The sequence below is a fragment of the Candidatus Rokuibacteriota bacterium genome (assembly GCA_030647435.1).
Taxonomy (GTDB): domain Bacteria; phylum Methylomirabilota; class Methylomirabilia; order Rokubacteriales; family CSP1-6; genus AR37.
In genome coordinates this window covers 100,294-121,304 of the sequence record JAUSJX010000012.1, presented here as the reverse complement: position 1 = coordinate 121,304, position 21,011 = coordinate 100,294, and the positions used below count along the sequence as shown (strand labels likewise).

Here is a 21,011-nt window from a genome sequence, read left to right as displayed (position 1 = left end):
TTGGGCCTCGTCCGCAGCGGATGATCCCATGGGACTCGCAAACTGGCTGACGACGCTCCGCATCCTGCTCATCCCGGTCTTCGTGACGCTGCTGGTCTACCGGCAGGCGGGTTGGGCTGTCCTCGTCTTCTGCGCGGCGAGCCTGACTGACCTGCTCGACGGCTACATCGCGCGGACGCGGGGACGGCAGACGCGGCTGGGCGCCTTCCTCGATCCGGTCGCCGACAAGCTCCTCCTCACGTCCGCCTTCATCACCCTGACCTACCTCAAGGTCATCCCATTCTGGATCGCAGCCGTGGTGGTCAGCCGTGACCTCATGCTGAGCGTCGGCGTCCTCGTCATCCACGTCGCCGGGGGCACCGTGCATCCGACGCCCAGCTGGCTCGGGAAGGCCTCGACGCTCTTCCAGATGGCGACGGTCCTCTCCGCCATGCTCGCGTTCTATTTCAAGATGCTGCTGTCGCTGCCGAAGGGCGCGGCCTGGGTGGCTGCGTTCTTCACTGTCGCCTCAGGGCTCCAGTACCTCGTGCAGGGGCTCAAACAGCTGAACCCGCCGGCGGACGATCCCCTGGTGGCTTCGCCGCCGCGCATCCGGCATGACCAGCTGCGCTGAGCCGGCATGACCAGCTGCGCTGAGCCAGGCCAGGGCGGCGTGGTCGTGGCGGCCGTGCGGCAGCGGACGCCTGCCGCGCGGGCGGGGCTCCGCTCGGGCGACCGCATCGTGGCCATCAACGGCGAGCGGCTCAGGGACGTCATCGACTTCCACTTTCATGCCGGCCTGGCCGAGCTGCGCCTGTCGGTCGAGCGGGAGGGGCGAACGCGAAGCGCCGTCCTGCGCCGGACGGGGCCCGACCTCGGCCTCGAGCTCGAGGCGCCCCGCCCGGGCGAGATCGATACGTGCAGCAACAAGTGTGTGTTCTGCTTCATCCACCAGCTGCCGCGGGGCATGCGGAAGAGCCTCTACGTCAAGGATGACGACTTCAGGCTCTCGTTCCTCCACGGCAACTACATCACCCTGACCGATCTGGACGAGGACGAGCTTCGGCGCATCGAGGAGCAGCGCCTCTCGCCGCTCTACGTCTCCGTCCACGCGACCGATCCGGACCTTCGCCACCGCCTCCTGGGCCAGCCGCGCGTTCGCCGCGAGATCTTGCCCGTCATGGAGCGCCTGGCCAAGGCGGGCATCGTGATGCACGCGCAGATCGTCCTCGTGCCCGACTGGAACGACGGCGCCCAGCTCGAGCGCTCGGTGCGCGAGCTGGCCCGCCTCCACCCACACGTCGCCACCACCGCCGTCGTCCCCGTAGGGTTGACCCGGCACCGCGAGAGACTGCCGGAGCTCCGCACCCTGACGGGCGCCGAGGCGGGCGAGCTGGCGCAGACGATCGAAGGTTGGCAGCGCGAGTTCCGGGAGGCCCTAGGCACGCGCTTCGTCTGGGCGTCGGACGAGGTGTACCTCGAGGCCGGGCGGCCGCTGCCTGTGGCCGCCGCATACGAAGGCTTCCCGGTGATCGAGGACGGAATCGGCCTCGTTCGGCGCTTCAGCGATGGCTTCGCGAGCGCGGCGCGCCGGCTGCCCGCGCGCGTGGGTCGAGAGCGCTCAGTGACAGTGGTCACCGGCTCGATGTTCGCCCCGCGCATGCGGCGTCTCCTGGATCGCATCAGCGTTCGGGGCCTGCGCGTCGAGCTGGCGGCGGTGGTCAACGACTGGTTCGGTCACGGCATCGGCGTCGCCGGGCTCCTGACCGGACAGGACATCGCGGCGCAGCTCGCCGGGCTGCCGCTCGGAGACGAGGTCCTCGTCCCCGCGGTGGCCATTCGCGACGGGGCAGGGGTCTTCCTCGACGACCTCTCGCCCGCCGATCTCAGCGCGTCGCTTGGCGTGCCCGTCCGGCCCGTCGAAACCACACCAAGCGCGCTCGCCGCCGCCCTCCTCGGCCGCTGAGCGGCCGGCCACGTCGTGATCCGTCCGGTCATCGCTCTCGTCGGCCGGCCCAACGTGGGCAAGTCCACGCTCTTCAACCGCCTGGTCGGCCGCCGCCGCTCCCTCGTCCACGACGTGCCGGGCGTGACCCGAGACCGGCTCTACGGCACCACAGTCTTCGAGCGCTGGCAGGCGACCGTGGTGGACACGGGCGGCTTCGACCCCAGCACCCAGTCCGACCTGATCGCAGCCGTGCGCGACCAGGTCATGATGGCCATCGAAGAGGCTGACCTGCTCGTCTTCGTCGTGGACGGTCGCGCGGGCATGACCGCGCTCGACCTCGAGATCGCCCGCATCCTGCGGCGCAGCCAGCATCCCGTACTGCTCGCCGTGAACAAGATCGACGGCGCCGGCCAGGAGACCGCCTCGGCAGATTTCTACCGCCTCGGCTTTGCGGCGGTCCAGCAGGTCTCGGCCGAGCACGGGCGCGGGGTCGCGGAACTCATCGAGACCGCCCGCAGCCTGGCGCCCGAGCCCGTGGTAGAGACCTTGCTCGAGGGCACGCGCGTAGCCATCATCGGCAGGCCGAATGTGGGCAAGTCCTCACTGGTCAACGCGGTCCTGGGGGAGCAGCGGGTGCTCGTGCACGAGGCGCCGGGGACGACGCGCGACGCGGTGGACACGCCGCTGACGTTCCGCGACCGCCGGTACCTGCTCATCGACACGGCGGGCATCCGGCGCAAGGGGCGCGTGACCGAGGTTCTCGAAAAGCTCGCGGTGGTCATGGCGCTCAAGAGCCTCGAGCGCTGCGACGTCGCGGTCCTCGTGATGGACGCATCGGAAGGGGTGACGTCGCAGGACGCCCACATCGCGGGCTATGCCCACGACGCTGGGCGCGCCATCGTGCTTGCGGTCAACAAGTGGGACCTGGTGCCTTCCGGCCTCATCGGCAAGGCCGAGGTCACGGCGCAGATCCACGAGCGGCTGCCCTTCCTCGACTACGCGCCCATCTGCTTCACGTCGGCGGTGACGAAGCTCGGCCTGCTCGACCTCTTCGATACCGTGGACCAGGTCGCCGCCGAGGCGCGCAAGCGGCTCCAGCCGGGCGAGCTCCTCACGATCTTCAGGCAGGCGCTCGAGCGACGGCCGACTTCCTCGGGCGGCGTGCCGATCCGCGTCCACAGCGTCCAGCAGGTTGCGGTGTCCCCGCCGACGTTCGCAGTCAAGGTCAACGCGGCGGGCAAGCTGCACTTCTCCTACGAGCGCTACCTCATCAATTCGATTCGTCACGCGGCGAGCTTCACCGGCTCGCCGATACGTCTGCTCGTGAGACGGAGCGCTGCAAAGCGCAAGGGGACATCGGGTTCCCAGCCGAGCCGCGGGTCCGGCCATCGCCGCTCCTGAGCCAACCCCGACCCCTCCTGAGGCAACCCCTCCTAAGTAGGTAGAACCCCTAGCAAAACCGTTGGTTGACCCCGGGGTCTGTGCTAACATGACGCGGCGTTAGATCCCACGGCACAGCGAGGGCCCATGGCGACGAACCCGGACCAGGACGAGTTTCTCGAGGACGACGAGCAGGATGAAATAGCTCGGCGGAGCATCTTCTCGGCTGGGTGGTTCCGGGCTTTGCTCGTCCTGACGGTGCTGGCCATCGTCGTCGTCGTATCGTTGCCGTATCTCCTGAACTGGCTTGAGCCCACGCCGCCTCCGCCGGCCAAAACCCAGGCGAAGAGCAGCGCGCCCGCGCCTGGTCCGGCGGGAGCCCCACCGGCCACGAGCTCTCCGACCCCGACCCTGATCCCCGCGCCTGCGGCATCGGCTCCACCCGCGCCGGCGGCACCGAGCCCGGCGGAACGTCCAATCGGTACCGCACCGCTACCGGTGGTTCCGGCGCCGGCCACACCCGCCGCCAAGCCCGGACCTGGGGCCAAGCCGGCCCCAACGGCTAAACCGACGCCCGCGGCCCAACCAGCGCCTGCGGCCCGACCAGCGCCCGCGGCCCAGGCGGAAGCCCCGAGGTCGGCACCCGCACCGAAGCGAAGCGGAGCGGCCGAGGGCGGCTCACCGGGCGGCTACTGGGTCCAGGTGGGGGCGTTCCTCGAGGAGAAGAACGCCGAAGCGCTGGCCAAGCAGCTCCGCGGCGAGAACTTCCCGGTCCAGCTCTCGGCGGTCACCCGTGGCGGCGCGCCTGTCCCCGCTCCCGCGAAGACCTCAGGCGGGCAGAATCAGCTCTTCATCACAGGCTCCACCCCGGACGCGGTCAACTCGGCGCTCAAGGGCAAGGGCACGGCGCAGGCGGTCAAGGGCGGGGTGCAGGTCAATCCACCGTTCGATCTCGAGACGGCCATGTCCCTGTCTTCGTCCCTCAAGAAGGAGGGGTTCAAGGTCGTGATCCGGCGCGCCAAGGGCGCGGCGGCACCTAAAACCGCCGCCGGAGGCGGGCCGACCTACCACGTCGTGCGGGTCGGCGGCTATCCGGACCGGACGAAGGCTCAGCAGGCTCGCGGCGAGCTCGAGGCCAAGGGGCACCCGGGCTTCCTGACACAGGGAACCGCGCGCTGATGCGCGACCAACAGCCGCTCGTTGTGCCCGTTGCCGAGGCCGCGCCAGCCTATGTGCAGTGGGTCCGTGAGTCCATCCCGATCGAGGGGGGGTGACCGCACTGACGAAGAACGATCTCATCAACGCGGTGGCGGCCCACGGGCTGTCGAAACGGCAGTCCGCCTCGGTGGTGGAATCGCTGTTCGACATCATCTTCCGCTGCTTCGAGAAGAGCGAGGATGTCAAGATCGTGGGCTTCGGCCACTTCCGCATCCGCCGCAAGGCCTCGCGGCGGGGGCGCAATCCACAGACGGGGGACAGCATCGAGATCACCGCACGCAAGGTGCTGACGTTCAAGCCGAGCAAGGGCCTCAAGCTGCGCATCAATCATCAGGCGTGAGGGCATCAGGCGTGAGGGCACCAGGCGTGAGGCGGCGGCCGTGAGCGGCGGCGGGGCGGCCCAAGGCGGGGAGGAGCAAGGACGGGTGGTCATCCCGGACAAGCTCTACTACCGGATCGGCGAGGTCGACGCCATCACGGAGGTGCCGGCCTACGTCCTCCGCTACTGGGAGTCGGAGTTCCGCCTGCTGCGCCCGAAGAAGAACCCCGCTGGCCAGCGTCTCTACCGCAGACGCGACCTCGATCTCGTCCTCCGCATCAAGGCCCTGCTGTACGACGAACGGCTCACGCTCGAAGGGGCGAAGAAGCGCCTGGTGGCCGAGAGCCGCGGGTCTGCGCAGCTCGACTTGGGCGTTCGCGGATCGGCGCTCGAAGCGGCGCTCCGGCGTATGCGCGATCAACTGCGCACGCTCCGCGAACGCCTGACGCCTCCCAAGAGCTGACGCCGTCCTTGTCTTTGCCCGCGGCACTCCGTACAATGATTCCTCGGGTCGGGGCGTGGCGCAGCCCGGTAGCGCACTTGACTGGGGGTCAAGGGGTCGCAGGTTCAAATCCTGTCGCCCCGACCAATTTAGCGAGAGCGACGGCGGCGGATTCTTGGATCTGCCCTCTTTTTTGCTCGCGGAACGGTGAGTGGTGACGGCGGCGGTGATCCTGGTCACCAACGATGACGGGGTGCACGCCGCGGGGCTCGACGCGCTGGCGGGCGCCCTCGACGAGCTGGGCGAGGTGTACGTGGTGGCGCCGGATCGTGAGCAGAGCGCGGTCGGCCACGCGCTGACGCTGCACCGTCCGCTGCGCGTCACGCAGGTGGGCGAGCGGCGCTTCGCCGTCAACGGCACACCATCCGACTGCGTCAACCTTGCGGTGTTGGGGCTCTTGCCCGGGCGTCCGGTGCTCGTGGCGGCGGGCATCAACCACGGCTCGAACCTCGGAGACGACGTCACGTATTCGGGGACCGTGTCGGCCGCGATGGAGGGCACCCTCCTGGGCGTGCCGTCCATGGCCGTGTCGCAGGCGGACGCCGGGAAGGCGGGGTTCGAGGGCGCGGCCGTGGTGGCCCGGCTCGTGGCGAGCCGGCTGCTGGTCGAGGGGCTTCCGGCGAAGACGCTCCTCAACGTCAACGTACCGGGTGGGACCGCGGGCGGCATCCGGATGACGCGGCTCGGTCACCGCGTGTACCGGGAGAAGGTGGTGCAGGAGGTCGACCCGCGCGGCCAGCCGTACTACTGGATCGGCGCGGGTCCCCCGGAGTGGGCCGAGGACGAGGCCTCCGACATCGCGGCCGTGCAGCAGGGGCTCGCGAGCGTGACGCCGCTCCACCTCGACCTGACTCACTACGCAGCTCTTGGACGCATGGGGGATTGGGAGAGCAGCCTCAACGCGCTCCTGAGGAAGCGGCCGCGGTGATCGGCAGACGGCGGGAGCCCGGGGCCGCGACGGGAGGCGGAGAGCGCTACGCGCGCGAGCGGGAGCGGATGGTCGCGGAGCATCTGGTCAAGCGGGGCATCGCCGACCCGCGCCTGCTGGAGGCGATGCGGCGCACCCCGCGCCACCTGTTCGTGGACGAGGCGCTGCGGGACAAGGCCTACGAGGATTACCCCCTGCCGATCGGCGAGGGGCAAACGATCTCGCAGCCCTTCATGGTGGCCCGGATGACCGAGCTGCTGCGGCTGACGGGGAAGGAAAAAGTGCTCGAGATCGGCACCGGCTGCGGTTACCAGGCCGCCGTACTGGCCCGTCTCGCGGCGCGCGTCTGCACCGTGGAACGGATCCCGAAGCTTGCCGCGCGCGCACGGGAGACGCTCGAAGCGATCGGCGCGAGCAATGTCTGGGTGCGGACCGCCAACGGCACCTTCGGCTGGCCCGATGAGGCGCCGTTCGATCGCATCGTGGTGACGGCCGGTGGACCGTCGGTGCCGCCGCCGCTGTTCGCCCAACTGGCCGAGGGCGGGCGGATGGTGATGCCGGTCGGATCCGAAGACTCTCAGCGGCTGCATATGGTCGACAAGATCGCCGGCGAAGCGAAGGTGACGGATGACTCGGGGTGCGTGTTCGTGAAGTTGATCGGGAAGTACGCCTGGGAAGCGTAGAGTAGAATGGTCGACAGGGACGGGGCGTAGCGCAGCTTGGTAGCGCGCCTGCTTCGGGAGCAGGAGGTCGCTGGTTCAAATCCAGTCGCCCCGACCATTTTTCACCTCTGCGCCCTCGCATGAATGCGACCAGACTTCGCAGCGCTGCTGAGATCATCATCGACGGGCGTGTGCAGGGCATCGGGTACCGCACGTTCGCCCAGCGGAAAGCCGCCCAGCTTGCGCTGCGCGGCTATGTCATGAACCTCAAGGACGGGAGGGTTCGCGTGCGCGTCGAGGGCACTCGCGAGGCCATCGAGGAGCTTGCCCGCGATCTCGAGAAGGGCCCGCCGCTGGCGCGCGTCGAGACGGTGTCCGTCAGCTGGCGGCCGCCGACGGGCCGCTTCACGTCGTTCGATGTCCGCTACGCGGAGTTCGACCCGTGAGGCGTCCGCGTGGGCGGCGCGCGATCGGCCTTGGGCTCCTCCTACCAGGGCTTCTCCTGACCCACCCAGGCTCCGCCGATGCAGCCAGCCGTACCGCCACATCCCCGGCCAAGAAGACGACATCCAAGACTGAAGCCTCCGTCGAGCGCAAGGCTCGGAGCCGGGTGGATGCCGATCCGAGCCGCCGGGTCTTGGGTCAAAACGGGGGCCGGACCGTCCACGTCGTCCGCTCGGGTAACTCCATAAGCCGGATAGCCGCGCACTACAGCGTCACGCGCAAGTCGCTGATCGACGCCAACAAGCTCGCGCGCCCCGAGCAGCTCCGCATCGGCCAGCGGATCGTCGTGCCGGGGGCCCGCGTTGCAGCGGGCAGGGGCCCCGTCCAGCTCATCGACGCAGTGCTCGACAATGGCGACGTCCTGTTCGTGCGCGCGGGCCCACGCCGCGTACCGACCCAGTTCTACATGGCCTCCCCCGACGTCGACGGCCACGCCCTCGACTTCACCTGGCCCGTAGACGGCCGGATCATCTCACCCTTTGGGAAGCGGCACGGCGGCTGGCACGCGGGCATGGACATCAAGGCCGAGAGCGGCACGCCGATCCTCGCGGCCGCGCCGGGCCTTGTGATCTCGAGCGGCCAGGAGCGCGCCTACGGCCGCATCATCCGCATCGAGCACGACAGCGGCTTCGTCACGGTCTACGCCCACAACCTGGAGAACCTCGTCGAGGTCGGCGACCGCGTCTCCGGGGGTACGATCATCGCCACCGTGGGCCGCACCGGCCGGGCGACAACGCCGCACCTGCACTTCGAGGTCCGTCACGAGGACATGGTCTACAACCCGCTCCACCTGCTGCCCGCCCGCGAGGTGATCGAGGTCCGGGCGGACGAGGCGCCGGACCTGCCGATGGAGTCGGCACGCGCGCACGGGGCGGACGACGATGTCGATGAGTGAGCTGCGTGCCGAGACGGTCGACCTCGGCGGCAGCGACGAGCCCCTCGAGACGCTTCTAGCACGCGCGCCTGCCGACCTGGCGGGCGACAGGGACAAGCCGGGCGACGCGGCCCGCGGCCTCCCACTGCTGGGCCTCTATCTCCGCGACATCGCCAAGGTGCCGCTGCTCACCCCCGAGCAGGAGCAGGAGCTCGCGCGACGGGTGCAGGCCGGCGACGCCGATGCCGAGGGGCAGCTGATCGAGGCCAACCTCCGGCTCGTGGTGCGGGTGGCGCGCCGTTACCTGAACCGGGGGCTGTCGCTGCTGGACCTCATCGAGGAAGGCAACTTGGGCCTGCTGCACGCCGTCACGAAGTTCCAGCCCGGCCGCGGCACGCGCTTTTCCACCTATGCCGTCTGGTGGATACGCCAGGCGGTGGCTCGGGCCCTCGCAAATCAGGCGCGCATGATCAGGCTGCCCGTCCACATCGAGCTCCTCCTGGGCCAGTACATGAAGAAGAAGGCCGCGCTCACTCAGGACTTGGGCCGCGCGCCGACCACGGAAGAGATCGCCAAGGCTCTCGGTCAGCCGCTCGAGGAGATCCAGCACATCGAGCGGATGAGCCAGCGCCCGGTCTCTCTCGACGCGCCCATCGGGCAGGAGGGCGACGGCAAGCTCGAGGACCTCGTCAAGGATGCGGAGCCCTTGCCCGGCGCCGGGCTCGCCGCAGCGCTGAAAGCGCGCGAAGACCTGGCCGGCGTGCTCCGGGACCTGCCCGATACCGAGCGCAACGTGCTGGAGCTGCGCTTCGGGCTCGAAGGCGAGGAGCCGAGGACACTCGAAAGCATAGGGCGCCAGCTTGGGCTCACGCGGGAGCGGGTCCGCCAGATCGAGGCGGCGGCCCTCGGCCGGCTGCGGCGCCTCATGGCCGCCCGGGGCCTCGAGGCGGGGGACCTGTTCTGAGCGGTGCTAGAATAGTGCTGTTGCGATGGGGTTACTGACGCCCCCGTAGCTCAGGTGGATAGAGCAACAGTTTCCTAATGGCCTCCCTCGGGATTGCGCGTTTCGCTGATCTTCCACGATGTTGCGCGCAACCACGCTTCGCTCTTGTCCGTTCGTGTGCTGACCCTCGCAGGACAACCGTGGACAATCTTCTTGCCAAAGGGCGGTAGTCGCGCCAACCTCGGGGTGGTTCAGCCCATGGTTCAGCACAAGGACGCCCTGGAGGGGGGCCTTGACACGCCGATCCCCCGCACCCACAATCGCCTCCCGATGACACTCCTGGTAGCGCTGAAGGGTAGTGACGGTCTGGTGCTGGCGGCAGACAGCCGTGGCACGTTCGGGGACCCTCGCGGCGTGACAGCCCAGAACGATGCGCAGCAGAAGGCGCACATCCTAGCGCCCCATGTTGCCGTGCTGGCCGCTGGGTCGGGCGAAGTGGGGGCCTTGATCATCGACCTAGTGCGGCAGCAGGTCACCGCGCAGGGAACAGACGGTGCCACCGCCGTTCTCAACGTGCTACGTGACATGGCTCGAGCGCGATACCAGGAATGGTTTCCGTCCGTCCCGCCGATATTGCCCATGGCGATGGTACAGACCGGCCAGGTAGCCGTGCGTCCTGACCTGGCTTTTTTGCTCGGCGGTTACGAGCCCGATGGCACGCCGCGCCTGTTCGGGCTCGGGTCCTTCTTCGACTTTTCACCAATGCTGCATGACTACGGCTTCGCGCTCCAGGGGATCGCCCAATATGGCCTCTATCTGCTGAATCGGCTGTACGAGCCTGGGCGCACGATGCAAGAGCTGACTGCGTTGGCGATCTACGTCATCACGGAGACTGCCACCCAGGATGGGAAGGTCGGGGGGCCGGTGAATGTTATAGTGATAAGGCCTGGCAAAGAGGGTTGCCAAAGCCTGCCTCCCGAGGAGGTAGTAAAAACTCGGGCATCCAATGAGTCGCGATCGAAGGCTCTTCGGGATAGCTTCTATCAGAGGGAGGTCACCGCGTAATGGATACAATCCGTGGTCCCATTGCTCAGCTTGCGGCGGGGGGTGTGATCTACCAGGTCACTTTGGCCTCGGGCATGATCGTCACCAACCCGGCTGCTTTTGGAGAGCAGAAGCAGGCCTCGGTAGCTCCTGCGGTTGTGGTGTCGGAAAAGGGTGAGATCCTGTCAGTTCGCGCAGCTGCCAAGCCAACCAGCTAAATCTCCTGTCGAGCCGCCTCTGGCGAAGAGGCGGCTCGACCTTCGCTGTAGCCAGCACCCATGAGCGAGAGAAACCGTAGTCTGACCTCGTGGCTAGATCCCGGGGTTGCGCATCGAGTCCTAGTAGATCACGGCTTCCCTCTGGCCATCGTCGCCTTCTCCTTCTGGATGCGCTTCTGGTTCCGCACCCGCTGGGAATGCTTGGTGGTGCAGTAGGCCTGTCGCTTCGTCGCCACGAATGGCGTACCGCACGCCGGATCCTGGCAGGCCCTGAGGCGATCGCCGGCCTCGACGATGAGCTGGGCGATGCCGCTGAGGATCCCCACCATCTCGTCTCCATCAACGACGATCCGGAAGCCGCCTGCGCGTCGCTCAAGGACAGGCCGGCCAGATAGAGGCCATTGGCAATCCTTCCCGAGCACCGAGCGCAGCCCCTCGTGGATCTGGTCCCGGTAGCGCCGCAGGACGCCGGCCGCCATCGGCGAGACCGTCGTTTTCAACCCGACGCCGCGCGGCAGTGAGTGCGCGGCGATCATGCGCAGGTCGTCACCCTTCGCCTCGACCTCGCCTGAGGTCAGAAGATCGAGGTCGAGGCGAAGGAAGTCCATGATCCAACGCAGGCGCTGTTCCGGTGTCTCCCCGACCCGGCGCTGCACCGCGGCGACTAGAAACCGAGCCCCGCGAGGCGTGTTGAGGAGCTGAAGGCCGGTGGTCACACGCGCCCCGCCGCGCCTCGGTGATGCCGCCGGCCGCTTGGTGGCTGGTGGGCTAGCTCGACGACGTTTCCTCATGGCGTTGATCTCCTTTGGGGCTGGTACACAGTCAGGAGCATAACACGGCCACATAATCGTTACACAGAAATCAATTGCTATACGGTACCCGAGAGCATATATATCAAAGAGCGAGAAAGGAGACAGCCATGACCGCAAGCGACCTGAGGGCAGCGCGCGCGCGTCAACGAATCCCGATGTACAAGCTCGGGGCGATCGTCAGCGTACATCCTGGCCGGCTCGCCCTGATGCTCAACGAGCGGATCCCGCTCACGGAGGTAGTGGCGAAGCGTGTGGCCGCCGCGCTGGAAAACATGCAAGGGCCGAAAGGACTGCGGCTGCGGTGAGCCACGCGATCTGGGCCCGGGCAGCGCGCGGCCAGATCGAGGACGTTCTCTCGGCGACCGGCTGGACCTACTCCAGGCGGTTGAGCCTCTGGATCGACGCGCTGGTGATCCTCGAAGGGGCCGCCGCCGAATGATCGCGGCGCCCGAGCGATACGTGGTTCTGCGCTCGAGCGCCGCGCCACTCGGCGGGCGCTGCCCGGTGTGCCGCGGGGTGCTCGACGAAACCGGCTGTCGACTCGGCGAACAGCGGGTAAGCCGCGACCCCGCGCGCACCCACGGCGTGACGCGCATCGTCGAAGTGTTCTGCACGGGCGTCCCGGTCGGGCCTGTCGCGCCGTGTGCGTGCTGCACGGAGGTCTCATGATGGCGGCCGACTTCGCCCAGCTCGTCAAGGGCGCCCGGCGGCGCTCCGATGGCGAATGGTGGGACGCGAAGTGCCCCGCGCATGAGGACACCCACGCGAGCCTGAGCTTTGCCGACGGCGACAAGGGCCTCATCGTCAAGTGCCAGCGCGGCTGCCCGCTCGAGCAAGTGACGGCGGCGGCGGGCTGCTCCGTGGCGGATCTCTTTTCACGCAACGGGAACGGCCCCGCTGTCCACGACTTCACGGTCCTCACGACTTACGACTACCAGGACGCGGCCAGCACGCTCCGCTATCAGGTTGTGCGCCTCGACCCGAAGGATTTTCGCTGCCGCCGGCCCGATGGCGCGGACGGCTGGACCTGGAACATGCAGGGGGTGCGCCGGCTCCCGTATCGGCTGCCTGAGCTCGCCGGCCAGGCCCGTGTGTACGTGCCCGAGGGCGAGAAGGACGTGGACACCCTGCGCGCCGCGGGGCTCCCGGCGACCTGCAATGAGGGCGGGGCGAACAAGTGGCGGCCCGAGCATACCGCGGCGCTCGTAGCGGCGGGCGTGCGCGAGGTGGTGGTGGTGCCCGATCACGATGCGGTCGGCGCGGCGCACGGGCGCCTGGTGGCGCGGACCTGCCTCTCGGCCGGGCTCGCCGTGCGGATGCTCGAGCTGCCGGGCCTGCCTGACAAGGGCGACGTGAGCGACTGGCTCGCGGCGGCATGGCCCGAGGCCCAGCACACACCGACCGAGCTGGTCACGCTCGCGGACGCCGCCCCCACTGTCACAGCCGCGGACGTGACGGAGCCGGTACAGGAGCCGCGCGGCGGGCGGGTGCCCGATGGCCCAGTGCTTGTGCGCCTCGATACGGTCGCCCCCGAGCCGGTGGAGTGGCTGTGGGCCGGCCGCAGCGCCCGGGGCAAGCTCGGCCTGGTCGTGGGCGACCCCGGCGAAGGCAAGTCCCAGGTCGTGATCGATGCGCTCGCCCGCACCACGCGCGGTCTCCCCTGGCCGGACGGCGGGATCGCGCCGATGGGGAACGTCGTCCTGCTGGCGGCCGAGGACGGCCTGGCCGACACCGTGCGCCCGAGATTCGATCGGCAGGGCGGCGACCCCGCGCGCGTCTCGGTGCTCAAGGCCGTCCGCGTCGACGGACAGGAGTACCCGTTCACCCTGGAGCGCGACTTGCCAGCGCTCGAGGCCGCCATCCAGCAGAACCACGCGGTGGCGGTCGGGATTGATCCGATCTCGGCCTACCTCGGCACCCGCAACAGCTACAAGGACAGCGAGATCCGGGGGCTCCTGACACCGCTGGCCGCACTCGCCGAGCAATACGGTGTCGCCCTCATCGGCATCTTGCACTTGACCAAGGACGCCCAACGGCGCCTCCTGATGCGCGCCCAGGGGAGCATCGCCTTCGTCGCCCAGGCGCGCACCGTGCTCGCCGTCGGCAGTGATCCCGAGATCCCGGGGCGGCGGCTCCTCGTGCCCATCAAGAACAACCTCGGCCCGTTCCCGCCGGCGCTGGGCTTCCGGCTCGGCGACGAGGGGCTATGCTGGGAGCCAGGAGCCGTAGAAGGATCCGCCGAGCAGCTGCTGGCCGTGGATGAGCTTGGCTCGCGCACCGATCGGAAGGAGCGGGACGCCGCCGTCACTTTCCTGCGCGACACGCTCGCCGCCGGTATGATGACGTCGAAGGAACTGCAGGCGGACGCCGAGGCCAACGGCATCGCGCGCCGCACGCTCTGGCGAGCCAAGACCGACCTGAGCGTCGTCACCGAGCGCCACGGCCGAGCCTGGTACTGGATGCTCCCCCAGCGGGAACCCGCCCCATGACACCGCGTCGCGCGCCGGCCAAGTGTGCCACCGTGCCCCCATCTCTGCCATCGAGTCGCCACGCCGTGGCACAGATGGATGACCCCCGGCCTCGCGCGCGCGCGTATTGCACCGTTGGCACACTTGGCACACTTACCGTAAGTCTATGTAGTCTCTCGCTGTCTTCTATCTCTGCCACGTGGCACACATGGTTGGCACACATGACCATGGCACAGTTGAACCGCCTCATCTGTGCCATCTGTGCCATGTGTGCCATGTGTATACGCGCGCGCGAGGGGAGGCCTCACGGGCCTCGCGCCTCTCTACTCGGGGCCCCAGTCAATGACTGATCGGCCCCTCGCCGCTCCTCAGCTCGCCACCAAGGTCACGGGCGGGGAGATGCCCACCCCGTTCCTCGGGGCGTCGCAGCCCACCTACCTCCGGGCAGACCAGGTCGCCGAGCTGCTCCAGGTCAGCGAGAAGAGCGTGTACCGCTGGATGAAGGCGGACCCGACGATGCCGGCGCTGAAGATCGGCGGCACGGTGCGCTTCCCACGGGAGCGCCTCGAGCGGTGGTTGCGCGAGCGTGAACAGGGGACCCCGCGGCTCCGCCGAGTGCAGACGGCAGCGACCGCCGGTAAGGCTGCCTCGTGAGCGCCTCACCGCGCGCCGATGCGGACCGGGCGAGGCTCGCTGTGCCCGCCGCGGCGCGATCGCCACATGCCGTGGCCGGTCGGGCCATCATGTCTGTGCGCGGGGAAAAGGGTAACCGGGTTCAAAACTTCAGATCCCGCCCAGCAGTACCGCGGTGTTCCCTCGCGCACGCGCCGGCGTACCCGGTTCAACGAGAAATCCCAACATGACGGGCAAGCGTCCGCCGACGCCGCCGACGCACCTCCTGGCTGCCACCAAGGCGTGGTGGGCCTCGGTGATGGAGAATTTCGAGATGGAGCCGCACCATACGCGGCTCTTGACACTCGCCGCCGAAACGTGGGACCGCGCGCAGTCGGCACGTGCGGTGATCGCCAAGCGCGGCCCGTTTTATGACGATCGCTTCGGCGCGCCGAAGGCGCATCCGGCGGTGGCGGTCGAGCGTGATGCGAAGGTCCTCTTCGCCAGACTTTTGCGAGAATTGCGACTGGACATCGACGCGCCGGAGTCTCGGCCACCAGAAGGGGGGAAGCGCTAGATGCCTCGGCGGCAGCGGCGACTGAGGGCGCGGCGTGCGCCACTGAGCGCGGCGATGCGGGCCTTCCTGGAGCTCGGCCTAGGCGGCGTGATGGCGTCGCACAAGCGCACGCCCCTCGACGGCTACGCGGACGCGGTGTTTTTCGGCCGACCCGCGCTGCCCGCGGCCTGGCGCGAGCACGCGGCGCCGCTGCTTGAGGACTGGACCCGCGAGCATCCCGGCTCGCGCCCGTGGGCCTGGTGGCGATACGACGCGCCGGCGCCTCGCGCCTGCCTCGATGCCGCGGGCTACGTGGACCGCGGCGCGCGACCCGGCGATGGCGGCTGGATTTGGAAACAGGAGTTCGGTCTTCCGCCCCACCCGCAATCACGTCCGCCAGGTGGGGCGCCCGCGCGGATGGTCTTCGAGAGCCAAGCCGAGTTTTTGCGCCGGTGCGCGCTGCTCGTACCGGGCGAGCTGGCGCGGCTCAGCGCGGCGGACTTCAAGCCCGAGGTCGTCATGATCCCGGAGCTGGCCCCGCCGGTCCATCTCGGCTCTCGGCGCCCGCTGCCGGCGCCCGCGCTGGCGTCGACCAACGGCGCGCATCGGACGCCGCGATGACTGACGATCCCACGGTGCGCTGTGCGCAGGCGCGCTTGACGGGCCTGCAGGCCCTCGCCGTCGTCGGCGACATGGTGGTGGCCTTGAAGATCTTGCGTCCGCTGGCTCCGTCGCACGTGTCGCACGCCCTGCGCGGGCTCCTGGCTGCGGTCGACGAATTGGCCGGCGAACTCAGGCGAGCTCAACCGATCACGATGGCCATCACCCCGGAGGACTCTAGGCGATGACACGCACGACCACGCCCCTTCACGAGCCGCGCGTCGCGGGAATCGCGGCTCCCCACTGGGCCGAGACCATCGCGACGGCGCAGCGGGAAGCGGCGGCCGCCGAGGCGCAGCGTCAGGCCGCCGAGCTGGAGACCGCGGCCGCGGTCCGCCGTGTCTTCGAGCGCGATCGCGTGATCTTCCAGAATCTGCTCGCCGAGGAGATCCAGCGGGCGGCGACCGCCTTCCAGCGTGGCGGCGGGCCCATGCTCCGCGTCGTGGTCACCGCCGATCGCGTGTCGATCGGGTCCACGTTGCCTGGCGGTCCGGCCTTCGTGATCTTTACGCTCGTCGAGAACCCAGCGCCCGCCCTCGCCGTCGCCACCGGCGTCCCCGGCGGGCGGCAGTCGTGGCCGCTCTCCGAGTTCGTCCTCACACCCGACGGCACGCTTGCCGTGGTGTCCACGGACGGGCTGCACGGCCCCGAGGACCTGGTGCGCACTGCGCTCAAGCCATGGTTGCAGCAGCTCACTTTAGCGAATGAGGAGACGAACCGATGAGCGACAAGATCGTGGAGCGCTTCGCGCGGTCACCGCTCGGGCGGAAGCTCGAATCCGAGCAGCAGGCGGAAGATTTGGCCCAGCGGCGCGACTGGATGGCGCAACGGGTCCGGCTCCGTGCCGACGTCGAGCGCCAGCGGCCCCTCGTCGCCGACGCGCTGACGGCCGCGGAGGCGCGTGAGCGGGCCCTCGAGGCCGAGTTGCTCCTGGCGCACGCCGCCCGGCTCGAGGCGGCGCGCCGGGTGATGAGCGCCAGCCTCGCCTTCGAGGCGCAGGACGGCGGGCTGGTGCGCCAGCTGCGCGCGACCGCGGATCTCCGGATCAGGGAGTGCCGGTCGCGGTTGCTCGTTCGCGGAGAGGCCGCGCGCGCGGCGACCCGAGCGACCGGGCCGCACCCGGGGTTGCTCGATCGCGCCACCGGGACATATCCCGAATTCTGGAGCAGCAACGCCGCGGAAAATGCGCGCGTCATGCAGGCCGTCGGCGCGGCCTGCCTCCGCCTCGACGCCCTTGAGCTTGAGGCGCTGGACGATGCGGAGCTGCGCGGCCAGCTGGCGGCGATCGACGCGAGCGTCCCGACCGCGACGGACGCCGTGACGACGCCGCAGCGCCCCGATCTGACGCCCGGCGAGGCACGTGAGCTCGGCTGGCGGCTGCAGAAGGAACAGGAGGCTCGGCGATGACGTTCGATGAATACGTCGCCGAGATGAACGACCCGCGCCGCCCGCTGGGTCTGTGCGGCCCGCGCACCGCCGCCCAGGTCTACCGCATCAGCGCCGACCGTCGGCCCGCATCGGCCCTGCCGCCGGCGCCTCGCGCCCTTTCCGACAGCCCCGCAGCGTTCCGCCAGCAGCTCGCGCTGGCCGCGCGCCGGGCCGTTCCGGGTTCCCCGGAAGAATTTCGTCAGCAGCTCGCGGCGTCCGCTGCGCGCGGTCGTCGTGCGCCGCAGCAGCCCCTCGTCGCGCGGCCCCCGCTGCCGCGCACCGTGACCTGCCTGCGCTGCCTCGGCGCCGGGTTTCGTGAGTCGGCCGGGCGGTACCGCTGCCAGGGCTGCCGAGCGTGGCTCGATCAGCGCGGGGCGGTGGTTCTCTAACATGCGATTCCGACATACGGGCGCGGTGGTGTGATGACGGGGATCTGCCACCACTTCGACTCGCGGCGCGGCTTCGGAAAAGTCACCGGCGCCGATCGCCGGCAATACTTCGCCCACCGCGACGACCTCCTCGACGTGCTCGAGCTGACGATCGGGCAGCGGGTCGAGTTTACCCCGCTCGACACCGTCCGCGGCCCGCGCGCCGTCGACGTGCACCCGTGCGAGGCGGCGCCGCTCATTGTGCAGGCGATGTCCAAGGAGGCGAGCTGACATGGCTGCTCAAGATTTAATCATAACTATCAGTGCGCGTGATCAAGCCACCGAGGTCCTGAACAAAGTCCGCGGGGAGTTCGACAAGACCGCGGGCGGTAACGTCCACTTCGCCACGGGCATCAACGCGGTCCGCGAGTCCTTCGAAAAGCTCGGCGCCGTCATCCCCGGCCTGACGGGATCGTTCCGCGGCCTCGCGGGCACGATGACACAGTCGGTCGGCGGCGCCGCGACCGGGCTGGTCTCGATCCTCGCCTCCTACGGCATCGCGCTCAACCGCGTGTCGGACGAGCAATTGCGATTTGGACGGGCGTTGAATTCGCTCGACGTGGGCACCCTCCGCGGGGAACTCGCGCGCGTCAACAACGAGATGGACCGGATGTCGGACATCGGGAACCGGATCGGGAATCAGGCGGGGACCTGGACCGGCGCCGTCCAGAGCTTCCTGTCGCGGCTCCAGGCGCTCCCGCAGGCGGCCCAGGAGACGTTCTTCGGCGCTCCGACACCGGAGGCCCAGCGCGCGCAGGCGATGACGATGCTCGGCGGTCTCCTCGGCGTCCAGGAAGGCGCGAGGCAGACCGGGCTCATGGCTGGGATCGCGGGCACCCAGCAGCGTGCGCTCCTCTTCCAGCAGCAGCGGCGTGCGAACGAGGAGGACCTCGCCGGCTTCCGCGCGCTCCAAGGGCCGCTCGAAGCCGCCGACCGCCGGGAGCGGGACCTGGCCATGCAGGCCCTCCGCCAGGAGCAGGGGATTCGACGCGCGGCCGCGATCAAGGAAGGCCTGCCGACCGGGCCTCTTGAGGAAACGTTCCGGCTGGAACAGGAGGCGCGGAGCGGAGAGCTGGCCATCTCGCTGCAACGGCAGAAGCTGGCCCGTGAGGAACAGGGCAAGGCGCTGTCCGAGAAGCTGATCGACCAGCGCTTTACCCCGCTGGCCGCCGAACAGGAGGCCGCGCAGAAGACATTCGAGGAGGAGTTCGCCCTCACAGCCGAGCTGCAGCGGCAGGCGACGCAGAAGGCGGACCAGGCGCAAGAGGCGGCCGACGCGAGGCTCCGCAGCGCCCAGACGTTCGCGGACTTCGAGCGCGAGACCGCGGAGCAGCAGACGGCACTGGAGAAGGAGCTGGATGGGCAGCGGACGCGCGCCCAAGCGAGCCAGCTCGACGTGGCCGTGCGGCGGGCGGAGATCCTGCACCAGCAGGTCGGACTCACCGCCGACGAGCGCGCGCAGGCCCAGCTGGTCACGATCGAGGCCCAGCGACAGCTAGATCTCTCGCGGGCCCGGTCCGATTCGGAGCGGGAATTGGTCGAGCTGACGGCGCGCGTGCAGTCGCGCAACGTCTCGCAGCGCGAGAGTGAGCGCACCGATCCGACCGCCGGGATGCTGGCGGGCTTCACGGACATCGCGGAGCAGGTGGCGTCGGCCGGCGACCGGATGCGGTTGTCCGTGGTCGGGGCCTTCCACGACATCAACCGCGGCTTCTCGGACATCGTCGTGGCCGGGCTTACCGGGGAGATCGACAAGATCGGGGACATCGGCAAGCAGCTGGGCAAGCGCCTGCTGACGAGCTTCATCGAGCAGCTCAGCACAGGCCTGACCTCGCGGGTCTTCGCGGCCCTCGGCCAGGGGCTCGGGCTGGGTGGCCCGGGGCGCGTCTTCTCGGCGATCCCGCTGGTGGCGAGCCCCTTCGCGCTCGGCGGCGGCGGGGGCGGCGTGGCGATCACGGCGAGCGGGGCCGCGAGCGCGACAGCCGGCGGGACGCTCGGCGCGGGAGTCGGCGCCAGCGGGTTCATCGGGCAACGGGTGAGCACGGGTGTCAGTGCCGTGACCGGCTCGTCGGCGACCGGCTACATGACGGATCTCCTGGGGGCGGCCCGCCAGTTCGGGCAGGGCTTCTTCGGCCCGTCGGTCTCGGCTGGGAACATCGCCACGGCGTTCCAACTCGGCGGCTTCAACGCGGTGGCGGCCGTGCAGTCCGGGCAGGCCGTGATCGTGGCGACGGCGGCCGGTCCAGCCCTCGTGACGAACGCCGGAGACCTGGCGGCGGCGCTCGGGGCGGGGGTGGGCGAGGCCGGGGCCAGCGCGGCGGGCGTGGCTGGGGCCTCCGGGACGTTGGCCGGTGCGGGCGCGAGCGCGGCCACGATCGCTGGGGGCGTGGTGGCCGTGGCCGCGCTCGCCTACAGCGCGTATTCCGCCTATCAGACGGCCGACCCCTACGGCGGGGCCCTCAGCGGCGCGCTCTCCGGCGCGGTTTTGGGAAGCTACATTTCTCCCGGTTGGGGGACCTTGATCGGCGCGGTCGCCGGCGCGGCGATCGGCGGGGGTGCGGGCATGCTCGGCAAGGCGGAGCAGGAGTCCAAGCAGCGCAAGCAGGCCGAGATCACCCGCGTCTCGGATGCGGCCTCGGCGATCATCGGGCAAATCCGCGCGACCGCGTCGACGGAGCAGCTCTACGCCCTGCTGGCCGCCAATGGGTCGGGCAATAGCGGGGGCAGCAGCAGCGTCGCCATCGTCACCGGGGTGGTGATAGACGGGCGGCAGCTGTTGATCGGCACGAGCGCCGCCGTGTACGCGATCGCCACGCTGGAGCAGTTCGTCCAGGGCACGCTCGCCGGCACGTTCTTCTCCTCGATCCAGCAGGGGATCGCGCAGCACTTCAAGGACGACGCCAACCGGGCCATCGAACAAGCCGTCACCAGCAAAGTCCAGGAGCTGGCGGCGAGCGAGCAGGGCATTCTCTTCGGCTACGACGAGCAGTTCTCGACGGGGCTCCGCGGGGCGGCGGGGCGGATCACGCGGCAGACGATCCTGCCGCTGTCTCGCCTGGGGGAGGCGGCCGGTCAGGATCTCTTCGCCATCGGGAACACGCTCGACAATCTGACCGACGACCAGGCGCAGCGGATCCTGGAGAAGCTCGTCAAGGTCGACCGCGACCGGGACCTCCAGATTCTCCGCGTGGAGTCGGACTTCGGCGCCACCGTGACGATCGGGCATCTGACGGCCTGACAGAGGAGACGACCATGACGACGATGGTGATGATCCTGATGATGCTCCTCGTCCTTTTCGTCGCCTGGAGCGCCACGCGGCTCTGGAGGCTGCACCGCGCGGCCGCGGCGCAGTTCGACCTCAACCTGCGCCTGGGCGGCGAGGTGGCCAGGAGCCTGACGACGCTCTCGGAGCTCATCGATCGAGCTACGGGCGAGTCCCGGGAGGTGGCCGGGCGCCTCCGCGCCGAGGCCGATCGGGTGATCCTCGAGGCGCGCGGCGAGTCCGCGGCGCCCGAGCGGCCGTCCTGA

At 69.5% G+C, this 21,011-nt stretch carries 27 protein-coding genes and 2 tRNA genes; 28 read left to right on the top strand and 1 reads right to left on the bottom strand.

What is annotated here, in order from left to right; all coding sequences use genetic code 11:
* The first annotated feature begins 28 nt into the window (after positions 1-28).
* The 15 genes from pgsA to Q7W02_02500 all read left to right on the top strand — a co-directional run bounded on the left by pgsA (position 29) and on the right by Q7W02_02500 (position 10,519).
* Positions 29-613, top strand: a complete 585-nt coding sequence (pgsA, locus tag Q7W02_02570; GenBank protein ID MDO8475073.1) for a CDP-diacylglycerol--glycerol-3-phosphate 3-phosphatidyltransferase — start codon at positions 29-31, stop codon at positions 611-613.
* A gap of 6 nt (positions 614-619) precedes the next feature.
* Entirely contained in the window at positions 620-1,945 is a 1,326-nt protein-coding gene (locus Q7W02_02565; GenBank protein ID MDO8475072.1) for a DUF512 domain-containing protein, read from the top strand.
* A gap of 15 nt (positions 1,946-1,960) precedes the next feature.
* Complete coding sequence (gene der / locus Q7W02_02560) at positions 1,961-3,328, top strand: ribosome biogenesis GTPase Der (GenBank protein ID MDO8475071.1); 1,368 nt, start codon at positions 1,961-1,963, stop codon at positions 3,326-3,328.
* Between the two features lie 126 nt (positions 3,329-3,454).
* Positions 3,455-4,486 (top strand): SPOR domain-containing protein, encoded by a 1,032-nt coding sequence (locus Q7W02_02555; GenBank protein ID MDO8475070.1) that lies wholly within the window; start codon positions 3,455-3,457, stop codon positions 4,484-4,486.
* A 100-nt stretch (positions 4,487-4,586) separates the two neighbouring features.
* Positions 4,587-4,865, top strand: coding sequence for an integration host factor subunit alpha (locus tag Q7W02_02550; GenBank protein ID MDO8475069.1), 279 nt, complete (start codon positions 4,587-4,589; stop codon positions 4,863-4,865).
* Between the two features lie 40 nt (positions 4,866-4,905).
* A complete protein-coding gene (locus tag Q7W02_02545) occupies positions 4,906-5,307 on the top strand; it encodes a MerR family transcriptional regulator (protein MDO8475068.1) in 402 nt (133 codons plus the stop codon).
* 49 nt (positions 5,308-5,356) lie between these two features.
* Positions 5,357-5,433: transfer RNA gene (locus Q7W02_02540), tRNA-Pro, on the top strand.
* Between the two features lie 67 nt (positions 5,434-5,500).
* Complete coding sequence (surE, locus tag Q7W02_02535) at positions 5,501-6,274, top strand: 5'/3'-nucleotidase SurE (GenBank protein ID MDO8475067.1); 774 nt, start codon at positions 5,501-5,503, stop codon at positions 6,272-6,274.
* Positions 6,274-6,957, top strand: coding sequence for a protein-L-isoaspartate(D-aspartate) O-methyltransferase (locus tag Q7W02_02530; protein ID MDO8475066.1), 684 nt, complete (start codon positions 6,274-6,276; stop codon positions 6,955-6,957). The genes surE and Q7W02_02530 overlap by 1 nt, the downstream gene beginning before the upstream one ends.
* A 20-nt stretch (positions 6,958-6,977) precedes the next feature.
* A tRNA-Pro gene (locus Q7W02_02525) sits at positions 6,978-7,054 on the top strand.
* A 22-nt stretch (positions 7,055-7,076) separates the two neighbouring features.
* Entirely contained in the window at positions 7,077-7,382 is a 306-nt protein-coding gene (locus Q7W02_02520) for an acylphosphatase (protein MDO8475065.1), read from the top strand.
* Positions 7,379-8,335, top strand: a complete 957-nt coding sequence (locus tag Q7W02_02515) for a M23 family metallopeptidase (GenBank protein MDO8475064.1) — start codon at positions 7,379-7,381, stop codon at positions 8,333-8,335. Before Q7W02_02520 ends, Q7W02_02515 begins: the two co-directional genes overlap by 4 nt.
* Positions 8,328-9,278 (top strand): sigma-70 family RNA polymerase sigma factor, encoded by a 951-nt coding sequence (locus Q7W02_02510; GenBank protein MDO8475063.1) that lies wholly within the window; start codon positions 8,328-8,330, stop codon positions 9,276-9,278. The genes Q7W02_02515 and Q7W02_02510 overlap by 8 nt, the downstream gene beginning before the upstream one ends.
* 237 nt (positions 9,279-9,515) lie before the next feature.
* Entirely contained in the window at positions 9,516-10,322 is an 807-nt protein-coding gene (locus tag Q7W02_02505) for a hypothetical protein (protein MDO8475062.1), read from the top strand.
* Positions 10,322-10,519, top strand: a complete 198-nt coding sequence (locus Q7W02_02500; protein ID MDO8475061.1) for a hypothetical protein — start codon at positions 10,322-10,324, stop codon at positions 10,517-10,519. Before Q7W02_02505 ends, Q7W02_02500 begins: the two co-directional genes overlap by 1 nt.
* A 128-nt stretch (positions 10,520-10,647) precedes the next feature.
* On the opposite strand, the gene Q7W02_02495 is transcribed toward Q7W02_02500, so the two are convergent.
* Positions 10,648-11,235 (bottom strand): hypothetical protein, encoded by a 588-nt coding sequence (locus tag Q7W02_02495; GenBank protein ID MDO8475060.1) that lies wholly within the window; start codon positions 11,233-11,235, stop codon positions 10,648-10,650.
* Positions 11,236-11,438: 203 nt separating this feature from the next.
* On the opposite strand from Q7W02_02495, the gene Q7W02_02490 reads away from it, so the two are divergent.
* From Q7W02_02490 to Q7W02_02430, 13 genes are all read left to right on the top strand, one after another.
* Positions 11,439-11,636 carry a hypothetical protein gene (locus tag Q7W02_02490; GenBank protein ID MDO8475059.1) on the top strand — a complete coding sequence of 66 codons (198 nt, stop codon included), beginning with the start codon at positions 11,439-11,441 and terminating at the stop codon, positions 11,634-11,636.
* Positions 11,633-11,770: a hypothetical protein gene (locus tag Q7W02_02485; protein ID MDO8475058.1), complete on the top strand. Its 138-nt coding sequence runs from the start codon at positions 11,633-11,635 to the stop codon at positions 11,768-11,770. The genes Q7W02_02490 and Q7W02_02485 overlap by 4 nt, the downstream gene beginning before the upstream one ends.
* A gap of 226 nt (positions 11,771-11,996) precedes the next feature.
* A complete protein-coding gene (locus tag Q7W02_02480; GenBank protein MDO8475057.1) occupies positions 11,997-13,820 on the top strand; it encodes an AAA family ATPase in 1,824 nt (607 codons plus the stop codon).
* Between the two features lie 321 nt (positions 13,821-14,141).
* A complete protein-coding gene (locus Q7W02_02475) occupies positions 14,142-14,453 on the top strand; it encodes a helix-turn-helix domain-containing protein (GenBank protein MDO8475056.1) in 312 nt (103 codons plus the stop codon).
* A 205-nt stretch (positions 14,454-14,658) separates the two neighbouring features.
* Positions 14,659-14,988 (top strand): hypothetical protein, encoded by a 330-nt coding sequence (locus Q7W02_02470; GenBank protein MDO8475055.1) that lies wholly within the window; start codon positions 14,659-14,661, stop codon positions 14,986-14,988.
* A gap of 54 nt (positions 14,989-15,042) precedes the next feature.
* On the top strand, positions 15,043-15,588 hold the full coding sequence (locus Q7W02_02465; protein ID MDO8475054.1) for a hypothetical protein: 546 nt from the start codon (positions 15,043-15,045) through the stop codon (positions 15,586-15,588).
* A complete protein-coding gene (locus Q7W02_02460) occupies positions 15,585-15,815 on the top strand; it encodes a hypothetical protein (protein MDO8475053.1) in 231 nt (76 codons plus the stop codon). Before Q7W02_02465 ends, Q7W02_02460 begins: the two co-directional genes overlap by 4 nt.
* Positions 15,812-16,351, top strand: a complete 540-nt coding sequence (locus Q7W02_02455) for a hypothetical protein (GenBank protein ID MDO8475052.1) — start codon at positions 15,812-15,814, stop codon at positions 16,349-16,351. The genes Q7W02_02460 and Q7W02_02455 overlap by 4 nt, the downstream gene beginning before the upstream one ends.
* Positions 16,348-17,034 (top strand): hypothetical protein, encoded by a 687-nt coding sequence (locus tag Q7W02_02450; protein MDO8475051.1) that lies wholly within the window; start codon positions 16,348-16,350, stop codon positions 17,032-17,034. Before Q7W02_02455 ends, Q7W02_02450 begins: the two co-directional genes overlap by 4 nt.
* Positions 17,031-17,444: a hypothetical protein gene (locus tag Q7W02_02445; protein MDO8475050.1), complete on the top strand. Its 414-nt coding sequence runs from the start codon at positions 17,031-17,033 to the stop codon at positions 17,442-17,444. The genes Q7W02_02450 and Q7W02_02445 overlap by 4 nt, the downstream gene beginning before the upstream one ends.
* 33 nt (positions 17,445-17,477) lie before the next feature.
* On the top strand, positions 17,478-17,714 hold the full coding sequence (locus tag Q7W02_02440) for a cold shock domain-containing protein (GenBank protein MDO8475049.1): 237 nt from the start codon (positions 17,478-17,480) through the stop codon (positions 17,712-17,714).
* Position 17,715: 1 nt separating this feature from the next.
* Entirely contained in the window at positions 17,716-20,721 is a 3,006-nt protein-coding gene (locus Q7W02_02435; GenBank protein ID MDO8475048.1) for a glycine zipper domain-containing protein, read from the top strand.
* Positions 20,722-20,735: 14 nt separating this feature from the next.
* Positions 20,736-21,011 carry a hypothetical protein gene (locus Q7W02_02430; protein MDO8475047.1) on the top strand — a complete coding sequence of 92 codons (276 nt, stop codon included), beginning with the start codon at positions 20,736-20,738 and terminating at the stop codon, positions 21,009-21,011.